The sequence below is a fragment of the Streptomyces sp. NPDC025651 genome (genome assembly GCF_055558735.1).
This window is the reverse complement of record NZ_JBVHLZ010000003.1, coordinates 339,415-352,985: the sequence shown is the minus strand read 5'-3', so window position 1 is coordinate 352,985 and position 13,571 is coordinate 339,415. Positions and strand designations below refer to the sequence as shown.

At 73.8% G+C, this 13,571-nt stretch carries 12 protein-coding genes; 7 read left to right on the top strand and 5 right to left on the bottom strand.

All coding sequences use genetic code 11. The annotated features are described in order from the left end of the window. Positions 1-40 precede the first annotated feature (40 nt). From ACZ4D5_RS13880 to ACZ4D5_RS13865, 4 genes are all read left to right on the top strand, one after another. Complete coding sequence (locus ACZ4D5_RS13880; protein ID WP_467772566.1) at positions 41-934, top strand: MEDS domain-containing protein; 894 nt, start codon at positions 41-43, stop codon at positions 932-934. Further along, on the top strand, positions 931-1,902 hold the full coding sequence (locus ACZ4D5_RS13875) for an anti-sigma factor RsbA family regulatory protein (RefSeq protein ID WP_467772565.1): 972 nt from the start codon (positions 931-933) through the stop codon (positions 1,900-1,902). Before ACZ4D5_RS13880 ends, ACZ4D5_RS13875 begins: the two co-directional genes overlap by 4 nt. A 182-nt stretch (positions 1,903-2,084) precedes the next feature. Then, positions 2,085-3,344, top strand: coding sequence for a sensor histidine kinase (locus ACZ4D5_RS13870; protein WP_467772564.1), 1,260 nt, complete (start codon positions 2,085-2,087; stop codon positions 3,342-3,344). Continuing rightward, a complete protein-coding gene (locus tag ACZ4D5_RS13865; protein ID WP_467772563.1) occupies positions 3,329-3,976 on the top strand; it encodes a response regulator transcription factor in 648 nt (215 codons plus the stop codon). The genes ACZ4D5_RS13870 and ACZ4D5_RS13865 overlap by 16 nt, the downstream gene beginning before the upstream one ends. A 36-nt stretch (positions 3,977-4,012) precedes the next feature. Here the strand turns inward: ACZ4D5_RS13865 and ACZ4D5_RS13860 are convergent, their stop codons facing one another. After that, positions 4,013-5,566, bottom strand: coding sequence for an FAD-dependent oxidoreductase (locus ACZ4D5_RS13860; protein ID WP_467772562.1), 1,554 nt, complete (start codon positions 5,564-5,566; stop codon positions 4,013-4,015). A gap of 102 nt (positions 5,567-5,668) precedes the next feature. Beyond that, complete coding sequence (locus ACZ4D5_RS13855) at positions 5,669-6,262, bottom strand: TetR/AcrR family transcriptional regulator (RefSeq protein ID WP_467772561.1); 594 nt, start codon at positions 6,260-6,262, stop codon at positions 5,669-5,671. Between the two features lie 127 nt (positions 6,263-6,389). Here ACZ4D5_RS13855 and ACZ4D5_RS13850 point away from each other — a divergent pair, with 127 nt between their 5' ends. The 3 genes from ACZ4D5_RS13850 (at position 6,390) to ACZ4D5_RS13840 (ending at position 10,159) form a co-directional block, all read left to right on the top strand. Continuing rightward, positions 6,390-7,901: an amidase gene (locus ACZ4D5_RS13850; protein WP_467773024.1), complete on the top strand. Its 1,512-nt coding sequence runs from the start codon at positions 6,390-6,392 to the stop codon at positions 7,899-7,901. 11 nt (positions 7,902-7,912) lie between these two features. Continuing rightward, positions 7,913-9,103, top strand: coding sequence for a zinc-dependent alcohol dehydrogenase (locus ACZ4D5_RS13845; RefSeq protein ID WP_467772560.1), 1,191 nt, complete (start codon positions 7,913-7,915; stop codon positions 9,101-9,103). Positions 9,104-9,175: 72 nt separating this feature from the next. After that, positions 9,176-10,159, top strand: a complete 984-nt coding sequence (locus ACZ4D5_RS13840) for a tellurite resistance/C4-dicarboxylate transporter family protein (RefSeq protein WP_467772559.1) — start codon at positions 9,176-9,178, stop codon at positions 10,157-10,159. Between the two features lie 28 nt (positions 10,160-10,187). Here ACZ4D5_RS13840 and ACZ4D5_RS13835 read toward each other — a convergent pair whose 3' ends face one another. From ACZ4D5_RS13835 to ACZ4D5_RS13825, 3 genes are all read right to left on the bottom strand, one after another. Next, on the bottom strand, positions 10,188-11,093 hold the full coding sequence (locus tag ACZ4D5_RS13835) for a glycoside hydrolase family 16 protein (protein WP_467772558.1): 906 nt from the start codon (positions 11,091-11,093) through the stop codon (positions 10,188-10,190). Between the two features lie 153 nt (positions 11,094-11,246). After that, entirely contained in the window at positions 11,247-12,686 is a 1,440-nt protein-coding gene (locus tag ACZ4D5_RS13830) for a VWA domain-containing protein (RefSeq protein WP_467772557.1), read from the bottom strand. Further along, the gene (locus ACZ4D5_RS13825) at positions 12,683-13,552 is read right to left on the bottom strand and encodes an AAA family ATPase (protein ID WP_467772556.1); all 870 of its coding nucleotides are present in this window, start codon (positions 13,550-13,552) and stop codon (positions 12,683-12,685) included. Before ACZ4D5_RS13825 ends, ACZ4D5_RS13830 begins: the two co-directional genes overlap by 4 nt. Positions 13,553-13,571 lie beyond the last annotated feature (19 nt).

Here is a 13,571-nt window from a genome sequence, read left to right as displayed (position 1 = left end):
TAGCGGTGCGGCGGTCATCGTGCGGAGGGGGTGCGTGAGGATGGACACCGCTCCTGCCTTGCGAGCCGTGGGGCAGATGCGGCCAGGGGATCATCTCTTCCTCGGCTACGACACGGACGAGGAACGCGAGGCGGTGCTCGCCGCGTTCCTCCTGGACGGCCTGGCGAGCGGGCAGCGCGGACTGCTCCTGACCTCGGTCGACGCACCACCGCCCACCCTGCTCCGGTTCCTGCGCCGGCAGGGCTGCGACGTGGCGGGCGCGCTGGCGGCGGACAGGCTGCGGGTCAACTCCCGCCTCGGCGCGGCGTGCGGGCTGTGGGACCTGGACGACCTGGTGCGCCGCGAGGCCGAAGGCGCGGTGGCCGACGGGTTCCTCGGGCTGCGGGTCGCCCTGGAGGTCCTGCCCGACCAGGGCGCCGAAGCGCCGAAGGGCCTCTGCGACGCCGAGCGGCTGCTCGATCCCGTCTTCCAGGCGCTGCCCGTGCTCGGCCTGTGCCAGTACGACCGCCGGGTCTTCGACCGGCGAGAACTGGACGCCCTCGACGCCCTGCACCACGGCAGGGCGGTCGCCGACGACGTCTGGCAGGACGAACTGCTCCGCATCACAAGGACGTTCACGCCCCCCGGCCTCGCCCTGTGCGGAGAGGTGGACGACAGCAACGTCACCGCGGTGGCCCGCGCCCTGCGCGCCGAGGCCGAGCGGTCGGGGAGCCGTCCCGACGCCCCGCACCGCACCCGGCTCGACCTGCGCGACCTGACCTTCATCGACGTCTGCGCGCTGCGGCTCCTGGTCTTCACGGGCCTCGGCCTGTACGCCCTGGGCGGCAGCCTGGTCCTCGACGGCGTCGCGCCGCACGTACGGCGCGTCATGCGCGTCACCGGCTGGGACCGCATCCCCGGCCTGGACATGGGGAACGCGCAGGAGGAGTCATGACCCGCACGGGCTTCGTCCACCAGGCGCTGTGCTACGCCTCGGACGAGGAGTTCCTCTCCGGCACCCTCGGGTTCGTGCGCGACGGGCTCACCGCCGACGACGCGGTGCTCGCCGTCGTCGACCGGAACAACATCGCGCTCCTCCGGGACGCCCTCGGCGACGCGGCGCGGGAGGTCGACTTCGTCGACGCCTGGGACTGGTATCACTTCCCCGCGCGCACGCTGCGCCGCTACAACGACTACTGCACGGAGCACGAGGAGGGCGGAGCCCGTCGCGTCCGCGTCATCGGCGAGCCGGTGTGGGCGGGCCGCACGGCCCTCGAGACCCGGGAGTGGACGCGCTACGAATCACTCGTCAACGTCGCGTTCGCCGCATCGGGTCACTGGATCGTGTGTCCCTACGACGCCCGCGTCCTGCCCGACGAGGTCCTCGCCGACGTCCGGCGCACCCACCCCGAGGTGACCCTCGGCTCCGGCGGCCCGATCATCAGCCGCCGGTACACGGACCCGACGGACTTCTACGCCGAGTGCGACGAACGCAGCCGCACGCTCCCCGACATGGTGGCCCCGGACGGCCCGCCGCGGGAAGTGCCGTTCGTCCGGGGCGAGTCGGTGGCCGCCCGGCTCGCCGTCGCGGAGTTCGCCCGCCGCTGCAGGATCGCCGACGGCCGCGCCCGCGACATGGCCGCCGCCGTGCACGAGGTGGTGGTCAACGCCGTCCGCTTCGGCGGTGGCCACGGCGTGCTGCGGCTGTGGCACGACCCCGACTGGGTGGTCTGCGAGGTCGCCGACACCGGCGGCGGGCGGCCCGCCGTCTCCGTGCGGGACACCGGCTATCTGGGGCACGTGCCGCCCGACCCGCAGGCCGCGACGGGCCACGGGCTGTGGGTCGTGCGGCAGTTGTGCGACCTGGTGACCGAGCGGTTCGGCGCGACGGGCGCGGTCGTGCGGCTGCACTTCCGCCGCTGATCCGCGCCGCCGCGGCGGCGCCTGGACCCCGTCAGGGGTGGGGCCAGACCCACTCCTTGCCTGGTCAGGGGCGAAACGGTACGCGTGCGGTGCACAGTTGTGACACCGGGCCGTACCGCCCGGCCGGATGCGCCGCGGGACACGTGGGCGCCCGGAACGGGTTGTGAGGGAGCGGCGAGGTCATGCGACAGGTGAGGGCGTGGGCGGGAAGTGCCTGCGTGGGGTTCGTGCGGGCGTGTGCCGTGGCGGTCGTCAGCCTGCTGGTGCCGGCCGTGTGGGCCGCCGCCGTGGCGCTGGGCATCCGGTGGGGCGCGGCGAACCCCTGGTCGTGGGTGGCGCCGTGCGTGCTGGTGTGCGTGGGCACGCTCGCCCTGTCCCGCCCGGTGTGCCGGACCGTACGTCTGCTCGTCGCCCGGTGGACCGCCACCGTCGTCCCGGACGGATACCGGCAGGCCGTGCCGGTCACGCAACTGTCGACCGGGTTCTGGTGGAACGGCTTCGGCTATGAACGCACCCGCCGCGACGCCCTCATGGACCAGAAGTGGCGGGTGCGGTGGAAGGACCCGGCGAACTGGCGTGACGTGCGGTTCACGGCGATCGCCCCCTTCACCGCGGGCGTGGTGGCGGCCCTCCCGGCGGCCGGAGCGGCCGCGGCGGTCATCGGGCTCAGCGGCTCTGGCGCCGCGGGGTACGTCGTCGGGGCGCTCGGTCTGCTCGTGGCGGTGGCCTGCTCCCCGTACGCATGGCGGGTGATCGAGCCGGTGGCCGTCCGCTTCCTGCGCCCCTCGGCCGCGATGGTGCTGGCGGACCGGGTGGACGAGCTGACGGCCCAGCGCGCGGACACGACGGTCGCCCAGGCCGCGGAGATCCGCCGGATCGAGCGCGACCTGCACGACGGCGCGCAGGCCCGCCTGGTCGTCCTCGGGCTCTCCCTGGCGACCGCGGAGAAGCTGATGGAGAGCGACCCGGAGCAGGCCAAGGCGCTGATGCGGGAGGCGCGGGTCGGCGCCGCCACGTCGCTGACCGAACTCCGCGAACTGGTCAGGGGGATCAATCCGCCGGTCCTGAACGACCGGGGGCTGGTCGACGCCGTGCGCGCGCTCGCCCTGGACAGCCCGCTCGACGTCACGGTCGACGCCGACGCGCCCGCGCGCCTGGAGCCGCCCGTCGAGTCCGCGCTGTACTTCGGGATCGCCGAACTCCTGACCAACGCGGTCAAGCACGCCCACGCGAGGCGGGTACGGATCTCGCTCGCCCGGGACGACTCCGGCATCGTCGTCGACGTCGAGGACGACGGCCGCGGCGGCGCCGACGCGCGGGCCGGCGGCGGACTGGAAGGGCTGCGCCGCCGCCTCGCGGTCTTCGACGGCGTCCTGGAGATCACCAGCCCGGCAGGCGGCCCGACCAGGGCGAGGATGATGGTGGCATGCGAATCGTTGTAGCCGAGGACCTCTACCTCATGCGCGACGGCATGGTCCGCCTCATCGAGGCGTGCGGGCATCAGGTGGTGGCGACGGCGGCCACGGGGCCGGAGACGCTCGACGCGCTGCTGACGTGGCGGCCGGACGTGGCCGTCGTCGACGTCCGCATGCCGCCGACCCAGTCGGACGAGGGACTGCGGGCGGCGCTCGCCGCGCGCGCCGAGGTGCCCGGCCTCCCGGTCCTGATCCTGTCCCAGTACGTCGAACAGCTCTACGCCCGCGAGCTGTTGTCCGACGGCTCCGGCGGCGTCGGCTACCTCCTCAAGGAGAGCGTGTTCGATGCGGATCAGTTCATCGACGCCCTGGAACGCGTCGCGGGCGGCGGGACCGCCATGGACCCGGCGGTCATCTCCAAACTGCTGTCCAGCGGCCCCTCGAACCGACGGCTCGGCGGGCTCACCGAACGCGAGCACTCCGTACTCGCCCTCATGGCCGAGGGGCTGTCCAACCAGGCCATCGGACGGCGGCTCTTCCTCAGCGAGAGCACGATCAGCAAGTACACCACCTCGATGTTCGGCAAGCTCGGCATCACGGACGACGACGACAACAACCGCCGCGTGCTCGCCGTTCTCGCCTACCTCAACAATCCGTAGGGCTCATCGGCATCCGTAGGGCGCGTTCCGAAGGAGTCATGACGAGTCCGGCAGTTCCCTGACCTCCAGTGGACGCGTGGCCGGGCCCTGGAGGACCGAGCCGTCCGTGGCGAAGCGAGAGCCGTGGCACGGGCACTCCCACGTGGTCTCCGCCTCGTTGAACGCGACCAGGCAGCCGAGGTGGGTGCAGCGGGCGGAGACCGCGTGCAGCGCGCCCGCCTCGTCGCGGTGGACCGCGCAGCGGCGGCCCTCGACGCGGACCACCGCCCCGGAGCCCGCGGGGACGTCGGCCACGGAGTCGGCGTGGGTGGTGCGGAGCCGGTCGCCGATGAAGTGCCGTGCGACGTCGGCCTGTTGGCTCAGCAGGGCGGGCGCCTCGCGCACCGTGCTCCACAGGCGGCGCGGGTCGTACAGGTCGGACCACGGGGACTTCTGCCCGCCGATCAGCCGGGCGAGCAACTGGCCGGCCATGACGCCGCCGCTCATGCCCCAGCCGCCGAAGCCGGTCGCCACGTAGGTGTGGCGGGCGCCGGGGTGGAAGGAGCCGACCATCGGGACGCCGTCCGTGACGTCGTTGTCCTGCGCCGCCCATCGGTAGGCGGTCCCGCCGACGTCGAAGCGCTCCCGCATCCACGCGTCGAGCGCCACGAAACCGGCGGTGGCGTCGCCCGTTCCCGGGGTGAAGCCGCCGCCCGTAACGATCAGGAGACGCCCGCCGTCACCGCCGTGGGGCGTGGTCCGCACGGAGCGTTTGTCGTCCTCCTCCGTGATGTACATGCCACCCGGGTCCTGGCCCCCGGCCAGGGGAGCGGCGACCACCAGTTCACGCCGGGGCGACAGGCGGGCGAAGAGCAGCGCGCGGTCGAAGACCGGGTAATGCGTGGCGACGACGACGTCCCGCGCGGTGACCGTGCGACCCGACTCCGTGGTCACCCGGCAGGGAGTGCCCTCGCGCAGGCCGGTCACCCGGCTCCGCTCGTGGATGACACCGCCCCGAGCCCGCAGGTCCTCGGCGAGCGCGAGGAGGTAGGCACGGGGGTGGAACTGCGCCTGGTCCTCGACGCGCACCGCACCCGCCACGGGGAAGGGCAGGCCGGTCTCCTCGGTGTACTCCGCGGCAAGACCGGCCTCCCGGGCCGCGACGGCCTCCGCCCGCAGCTCCTCGGTGCGCTCGGCACGGGTGGTGTAGGTGAAGGCGGGCGAGCGTTCCAGGTCGCAGTCGATGCCGACGTCGGCGCAGACCGCCGCCACGTGGTCGACCGCCTGCTGCTGCGAGCGGGCGTAGTCGCGGGCGGCGTCGGGCCCGCGCGTGCGGCGCAGCCGCTCGTAGACCAGGGAGTGCAGGGCGGTCAGCTTCGCGGTGGTGTGGCCGGTGACCCCCGCGGCGATGCGGTCGGCCTCGAGGACGGCCACCGACCGCCCGTCGCGGGCCGCCTCCCACGCCGTGCTGAGTCCCGCGACACCGCCGCCCACCACGACGACGTCCACCTCGATGTCCTCGGCCAAGGGCGGGTGGCACGTGGTCGTGCTGGTCTCCATCCAGTACGACTCCGGGCGGCCCGGCAGCGCCCCGGGCGTCCGCCCGCTCATGCGGGGTCCGTGACGGCGTCCATGGCGGCCTCCAGGGTGTGGGCGTCCGTGGGCCGTGCGGGTTTCCACCGGGCCGCCGGGCAAACCCGGCCGCCGGTCCCCTCAGCGCTGGCGGTCGACGACGCTCTCGACGATCCTCATCAGCCGGTCGCCCGCCCGGTCGATGCTCCCGTTCTGCGTGCTGACCTGTGCGCCTTCGAGGACGAAGGTGATCTCGGCCGCGGCCTGTCCGGGGTCCGGCAGGCCGGCCGCGGCGCACATGCCGACCAGTCTGCGGGTCTGGCGGGCCTTGTGCTCCTCGATCACCTGGCGGGCCGGATGGGAGCGGTCGGGCAGCTCGGCGAGGGAGTTGATGAACGGGCAGCCCCGGTGCGAGATCGCCGGGAGGCCCTCGGCGATGAAGCGGGCCAGACCCAGGATCTGTTCCCTCGGCTGGTCGGGGTGTGCGGCCTCGACCCGGTCGAAGGCCGCCTGGTAGTCGGCGGCGACGATCCGCAGCCACTCCGCGACCAGGGCGTCCTTGGTCTCAAAGTGCCGGTAGATCGCCATCTTGGTGGTCTCGGCCTTCTCGGCGATCGCCTGGACGCCGACCCGCAGGATCCCCTCGCTCTGGAAGAGCTCCTCCGCCGCGTCGAGGATGCGCTCGCGGGGCGGCAGTTTCGCCACCCTGCTCGGTCTGCTCGCGGTCGATGCCATGGCTGCTCCGTGACGTCCGGTCGGTGGTGGGGCTCTCGGCGCCTGCTACGGTACCAGTCCGTTCCGTACGATACCGATCGGTATCGTGAGGGACTCGACGGTCTTGTTTCCTCTGCCGGGAGTGACAGTGAGAGTTGCCGAGTACGTGACCTTCGACGCGGTCGGGCTCGCCGGGCTGGTGGCCCGGGGCGAGGTGACCCCCGCCGAACTGGAGGCGGCCGCACACGAGGCGGCCGAGGCGGTGAATCCGCGGATCGACGCCGTCGTCGAGACATGGCGGGCCGACGACGAGCCCGTCCCCGGCAGCACGCCGCTGGCCGGTGTCCCCTTCCTGGTCAAGGACGTCGGGGTCGCCGTGGCCGGCCGGCGCTCCGAGCTGGGCAGCCGTCTCGCGGCGGGCAACGTCGCGGGCGCCGACTCCGCCCTGATGCGACGTCTGCGCCGCGCGGGGCTCGTGACGTTCGGGCGCACCGCGACCCCGGAGCTGGCCTACAGCATCACGACGGAACCCGCGCCCTACGGCCCGACCCGCAACCCCTGGGATCCGCGGCGCAGCGCGGGCGGTTCCAGCGGGGGCGCGGGCGCGGCCGTCGCCGCCGGGATCGTGCCGATCGCGCACGCCACCGACGCCGCGGGCTCGCTGCGCATACCCGCCGCGTACAACGGCCTGTTCGGACTGAAGCCCACCCGCGGCCGGGTCTCCATGGGCCCCGACGCCGACGAGGTCTTCAGCGGCCTCGCCGTGCAGGGCTGCGTCAGCCGCACCGTGCGCGACAGCGCGGCGCTGCTGGACCGGATCCGCGGCCCGGAACCGGGCGACCCCTACGTCGCGCAGGAGCCCTGCCGCCCCTACGCGGAGGAAGTCACCCGCGATCCGGGCCAGTTGCGGATCGGCGTCCTCCCCCAGGCGTGGGGCGGCCGCCGCACCACCGCGCCGGTGGCCGACGCCCTCTCCCGCACCGTGCGGCTGCTCGCATCCCTCGGCCACCGCGTGGAGGAGGCCGACGTCGGCCTCGGGGCCGACTGGGAGGAGTTCGTCCTCGCCGCCGCCCGGCTGATGACCGTGAACCTCACGGCCTGGATCGACGGACTCGCCGCCGCCTTGGGCCGGCCCGTCGACTCCTCGACGCTCGAACCGGAGACCCTCGAAGGCCACCGCTACGGCCGGCGGGTCAGCGGCGCCGAGTTCGTCACCGCGCTCGCGATCCGGAACCGGGTCGCCCGAAGCCTCGCGCGGTCCTTCGCCGCGTACGACGTGCTGCTCACCCCGACCCTGCCGGAACTCCCCATGCCCCTGGGCGCCTATGGCGCGGGCGGCCAGGCGCTGGACGGCCTCGGCTGGATCGACCGGCTCAACGACCGTTCGCCGTTCACCATGGCCTTCAACGTCGCGGGCACGCCCGCCATGTCCGTGCCCGTGACGGCCGACGCCGGCACGGGGCTGCCGATCGGGATGCAGTTCGCCGCCGGATACGGGGACGAGGGCTTGCTCTTCCGCCTCGCCGGACAACTCGAACAGGCGAGCCCGTGGTCGGACCGGACCCCCGGGGTGTGGGCTGGGGACCACGCGGGCCGCCCGTGTACCGGAGGGCCTCAGGGGCACACGTGCGGGCGGCACGAGAAGTCCCGACGGGAGTGAGAGGGAGTGCGATGCGTGCGGTGACATGGCAGGGCAGGCGCGACGTGCGGGTGGAGACCGTGCCCGATCCGAAGATCGAGCAGCCCACGGACGCGGTCGTACGGATCACCTCCAGCGGCCTGTGCGGCTCGGACCTGCATCTGTACGAGGTGCTCACGCCGTTCATGACGCCCGGCGACATCCTCGGGCACGAGCCGATCGGCGTGGTGGAGGAGGCCGGCGCCCAGGTGCCGAACCTGCGTCCCGGCGACCGCGTGGTGGTGCCCTTCCAGATCGCCTGCGGCAGCTGCTGGATGTGCGGCGCCGGTCTGCCCACGCAGTGCGAGACCACCCAGGTCACCGACGAGGGCATGGGCGCCGCGCTGTTCGGGTACACGCGGCTGTACGGCGGGGTGCCGGGCGCCCAGGCGGAGTATCTCCGCGTTCCCCAGGCGCAGTTCGGGCCGATCAAGGTGCCCGACGGGGCGCCGGACGACCGCTACCTGTACCTCTCGGACGTGCTCCCGACCGCCTGGCAGGCCGTCCGGTACGCCGACGTCCCGCCCGGCGGCTCGGTCGCGGTCCTCGGCCTCGGGCCCATCGGCGACATGGCCTGCCGAGTGGCCCGGCTGCAGGGCGCCGACACCGTCCTCGGCGTGGACCTGGTGCCCGAGCGGCTGAGCCGGGCCCGTGACCGGGGCGTGGAGACGTACGACCTGCGGGACTTCGACGGGCGCAAGGACCTCGTCGAGGCGATCAGGGACCGCACCGACGGCCGCGGCCCCGACGCGGTCATCGACGCGGTGGGTACCGAGGCACACGGCAGCCCGGCGGGCCGCCTCGCCCAGCAGGCGGCCACCCTGCTGCCGCGCCCCTGGGCGGTGCGCCTCGCCGAGAAGACGGGAGCGGACCGCCTCGCCGCCCTGTACACGGCGCTCGAACTGGTGCGCCGCGGCGGCACGGTCTCGCTCAGCGGGGTGTACGGCGGCATGGCGTCCCCGCTGCCGCTCCTGACGATGTTCGACAAACAGATACAGCTGCGGATGGGCCAGGCGAACGTGCGGCGCTGGGTGAACGAGATCCTGCCGCTCCTGGACGACGAGGACGTGCTCGGCGTCGACGACTTCGCCACCCACCGCCTGCCGCTGGCCGAGGCGCCGCACGCGTACGAGATCTTCCAGCGCAAGGAGGAGGGTGCGGTGAAGATCCTCATGAGGCCGTGAGGCGGGGCGTGCGGCGCGCCGATCGGCCGTGCTCCGGCGGCGCGCGTACGCCGACTCGCCGATGCTGGGCCCATGAGCCAGGGAAGCACGGCCGGCGGGGGCGGACCGCGGGCGAGGTGCGAGGGACGTCTTGCCGCCTGGTGGGCCGGGCTGCCGCCCGCGGCCGGTTCCGCCGTGATGGCCACCGGCATCATCTCCGTCGGCCTGCACCTCCTCGGCCACGAGACGCTCTCCCGGGTGGTGCTGGCCCTCGCCGGTGCCGCCTGGCTCGGGCTCGCCGCGGACTTCGCGGCCCGGCTGCTGTTCCGGCGCTCCCGGTGGCAGGCGGAGGCGGACACCCCGCCCGCGCTCACCGCCGTGGCCGCGACCTGTGTGCTGGGCACCCGCCTCGCGCTCCTGGACCGGCAGCCGCTCGCCGCGGCCCTGCTGCTGGTCGCGGCCGTGCTGTGGCTGGTCCTGCTGCCCGCCGTCGTACGCCACTGGGGGCACCGCATGCCCGGCGCCGTCTTCCTCGTATGCGTCGCCACCCAGGGCATCGCCGTGCTGGCGGGCACCTTGGCCGTCACCCTGCCCAAGGGGTGGCTCTCCGGCGTCGCGCTCGCGTTCTGCTGCCTGGGCCTGGTGCTGTACGCCGCGGCCTTCGCCCGGTTCGACCTCGACAACGTCCGTACGGGCGCCGGGGACCAGTGGGTCGCGGGCGGCGCCATGGCGATCTCGGCGCTCGCCGGGGCCAAGCTCGTCGCCGCGCCGCTGTTCACCGGCGCCCGGCACGACGCCCTGCGCACGGTGACGCTGATCCTGCTGGCGCTGGACCTGGCGTGGTACCTCGTCCTCCTCTGCGCCGAACTCCGCTGGCCCCGGCCGCGCTACGACGTCCGCCGCTGGGCGACGGTCTTCCCGATGGGGATGACGGCGGTGGCCACGCTCTCCGTGGCCACCGCGGCCGACGTCCCCTGGCTCGAGCCGCTCGGGCGGGTGCTGCTGTGGGTCGCGGTGGCGGCGTGGCTGGGCGCCTTCGTGGGGATGGTCCGTTCCGCGGTGCGGCGCGAGCGGTGACGGTTGCCGCCGGGCCCGGATGCGACGGCTACTGCCAGATCCGGATGTAGTCCACGTACATCGTGGAGTTCCAGTCGAAGACCTCGTCGTGCACGGACCCGTCGGCCCAGTTGTCGAGCACCTCGTGCGACAGGATCGGGAACTCCTTGACCTGGCTGATCAGCTTGGGGTCGGTGACGGTGCGCACGACGGTGCCGTCGTAGAGGAACTGCAGTTGTGTGGGTGTCCACTTGAGGCCGAAGGTGTGGTACCAGGTGCCGTGCAGGCCGGGCGCGTTCGCGACCGTGGACGAGGACTGGTGGTCGGCGCCGTAGCCGTCCCAGTGCAGCGTCGCCGAGTACTTGTCGGCCTGGTAGTTGGTCTCGGTGATGTCGATCTCGGCGCCGTCGCGCGCCGTGCCGTCGACGGCGCCGCCCGGCGTGAGCCCCGCGTCGGCCTGCAGCCACACCGCCGCGAGGTGCCCGTTCGTCTTCGCCGGGGTGTGCACGCGCGCCTCCAGCGTGCCGTGCGTGTACGTGAACTTGCCCTGGCTGTCGATGCGTCCACCCGAGAACTGGTGGGGCGCGAGCCGTCGTACGTCGATGGCGAGGGCGCCCTTGTTGTCGGTGCGCACGTTGGCCGGCTTGTACCACCAGCGGTCGCCCGGCGCGGCACCGGAGCGCTCCTGGTCGCGGGCGGTCCAGCGCGCCGAGCTGACCGTGGACCCGTCGAACTCGTCGCTGAACACGAGGGCTCGGGCGCCCGCGGCGCGGGCCTCGGCGCCGAGGGGCTGAGCTCCCCTTGGCGTCGCGGCGTCGACCAAGGGGGCGGCCGACGGGGAGGCGCCCCCGGCAGCCCGTGCCGGCACGGCGGCCGCGAGGGCGCAGACGCCGAACAGCAGCCCTGCGGCGGCCGCGCGGCGCCGGGCGCGTGCGACGGCTCGGTCTTCTCGCATGGCGTCACCTCTCAGGGAATCCGTCCCGCCGACAGCGACAGAAATCGCTTTCTCGACGGGTCATCGTGAGGGTGAGGTGACGGGGCGTCAAGAGATGCCGCCGAAAAGGGTGTTGAGAACCGGGGCGAGTGGTGGCGAAGGCGCTGCCGGGTCTCAGACGGGCAGGAGCCGGGCGATCAAGGTGCTGAGCTGGCGCGCGTTGCGGCACTCGTGCATCTCGACGAGGTCCGCGTACGCGTACGCCGCGGAGTCGCCCGTCGACCACTGCGAGCGCTGCTCCGGGTTGAGCCAGTACACCTGGCGGGCCCGCCCGGCGATGTGCCGCAGCGCGGGCAGGTTCGGGTCGCTCATGTTCGTACGGGCATCGCCCAGGACGAAGACCGTGGAGCGCGGGCCGACCGCGTCGAGGTACCGCTCGGCGAACTCCCCGAGGGCCGTGCCGTAGTCGCTGCTGCCGTGCCAGCCCGTGACCGTGGCCTCGCCGAGGATCCGCCCGCCCAGGCCCGCCGGGTCGGCCGCGTCGCGCGCGACCAGGTCCGTCACCTCGTCGACGCGGTTGACGAAGGCGAACACGCGCACCTTGCTGAACTGGTCGTGCAGCGCCTGCACAAGGAGCATCGTGAAGTTCGCGAAGCCCGCGACCGAACCGGACACGTCGCACAGCAGCACCAGTTCGGGGCGGACGGGACGGCGGCGGCGCAGCACCGGACGCATCGGCACACCGCCGGTCGACAGCGAGCCGCGCAGGGTGCGGCGCAGGTCGATGCTGCCGTGCGCGGCACGCCTGCGGCGGGCGGCGAGGCGCGTCGCCAGCTTGCGCGCCAACGGGTGCACGGCCCTGCGGAGTTCGTCCAGGTGGGCGCGGCCCGCCAGGAGGAAGTCGACGCGGTCGGCGGTGGTCGCCACGGCACGGCGGGCGATCTCCTCCGTGCCGCGGCGCTCGGCGACCCGGCGGCGCGCCTCCGTGCGGACGCGCTCGCGGAAGCCCTCGATGCGGCGCCGGATCTCGTCGGCCTCCAGGCGGTCCGTGAACGCGGCCTCGCCGGTGTCCTGCCCGGTGGAGCCCGCGCGCAGCGCGGCGAGGACACGGGTGAGGAGCGTCTCCGGGCGCAGCCGGCTCAGCGTCTGGTACGACGACCAGCCGTCGGAGCCCGCGGAGGAGGAGCCGTAACCGCCGAAGCCGTCCACCGCCTCGCCCGCCAACTGGGCAAGGAGCGCCTGGTCGTTGGCGGCGAGCGCGGCGACCAGACGCTCGCGCAGCGCGTCGCGCCCGGCGTCGCCGCCGTCCTTGTGCGCCGCGCCGCTTCCGCCGTCAGGGGCGCCGATGCCCAGGGGGAAGTACAGGTCGAAGACCGGGTCGAAGACGGCCCGCTGGCTCTCCTGGTGGAGCAGCGCCGCGGCGAGGCCCTCCCGCACCCGCTCCCGGTCGGCGAGACCGAGCGCCTCCAGGGCGGCCGCGGCGTCGACGGTCTCGCCCGGGCCGATCCGCAGCCCGTGCGAGCGAAGGGCCGCGACCAGGGAGGCGAGGCGACCGGCGAGTCCGTCGGTTGCCTTGGCGGGGAAGGCGGGCCCGCCCTCGGGCGGCGCCGTCACACGGCGTCCAGGTCGAGCTTGGCGGCGGCCTTGAGCACGTCGTCCTGGTGCTTGAGGACGACGCCGAGGCTGTCGCGTACGACGGTCTCGTCCAGGGAGTCGGCGCCGAGCGCGAGGAGCGTGCGCGCCCAGTCGATGGTCTCGGCGACCGACGGGACCTTGCGCAGGTCCATCGCCCGCAGCGCGCCGACCACCCGCACCAGCGAAGCGGCGAGCGCCTCGTCCAGGCCCGGCACCTTCATCCGGACGATGCGGCGCTCCAACTCCTCCTCGGGGAAGCCGATGTGGAGGAAGAGGCAGCGGCGGCGCAGCGCCTCGGACAGCTCACGGCTCGCGTTGGAGGTGAGGACGACGAACGGGCGGCGCTCGGCGCTGATCGTGCCCAGCTCCGGCACGGTGACCTGGAAGTCGCTGAGGACCTCCAGGAGCAGGCCCTCGACCTCCACGTCGGCCTTGTCCGTCTCGTCGATCAGCAGGACCTTCGGGTCGCCGTCGCGGATCGCGGTGAGCAGCGGCCGCGAGAGGAGGAACTCCTCGCTGAAGATGTCGGTGCGCGTCTCGTCCCACGACTCGTCGCGGCCCGCGGTGATGCGCAGGAGCTGCTTGGCGTGGTTCCACTCGTACAGCGCGCGGGACTCGTCGACGCCCTCGTAGCACTGCAGGCGCACGAGCGCCGCGTCCGCGACCCGGGCGACGGCCTTCGCCAGCTCCGTCTTGCCCACCCCTGCCGGGCCCTCCACCAGCAGGGGCTTGCCGAGCCGGTCGGCCAGGAAGACGGTGGTGGCGACGGCGTGCGAGGCCAGATAGCCCGTCTCGGCCAGTCGGGCGGCTACGTCGTCGACGGACGTGAAGTACCCGGTCGTCATGGGGAGTTCTCCTGGTTCC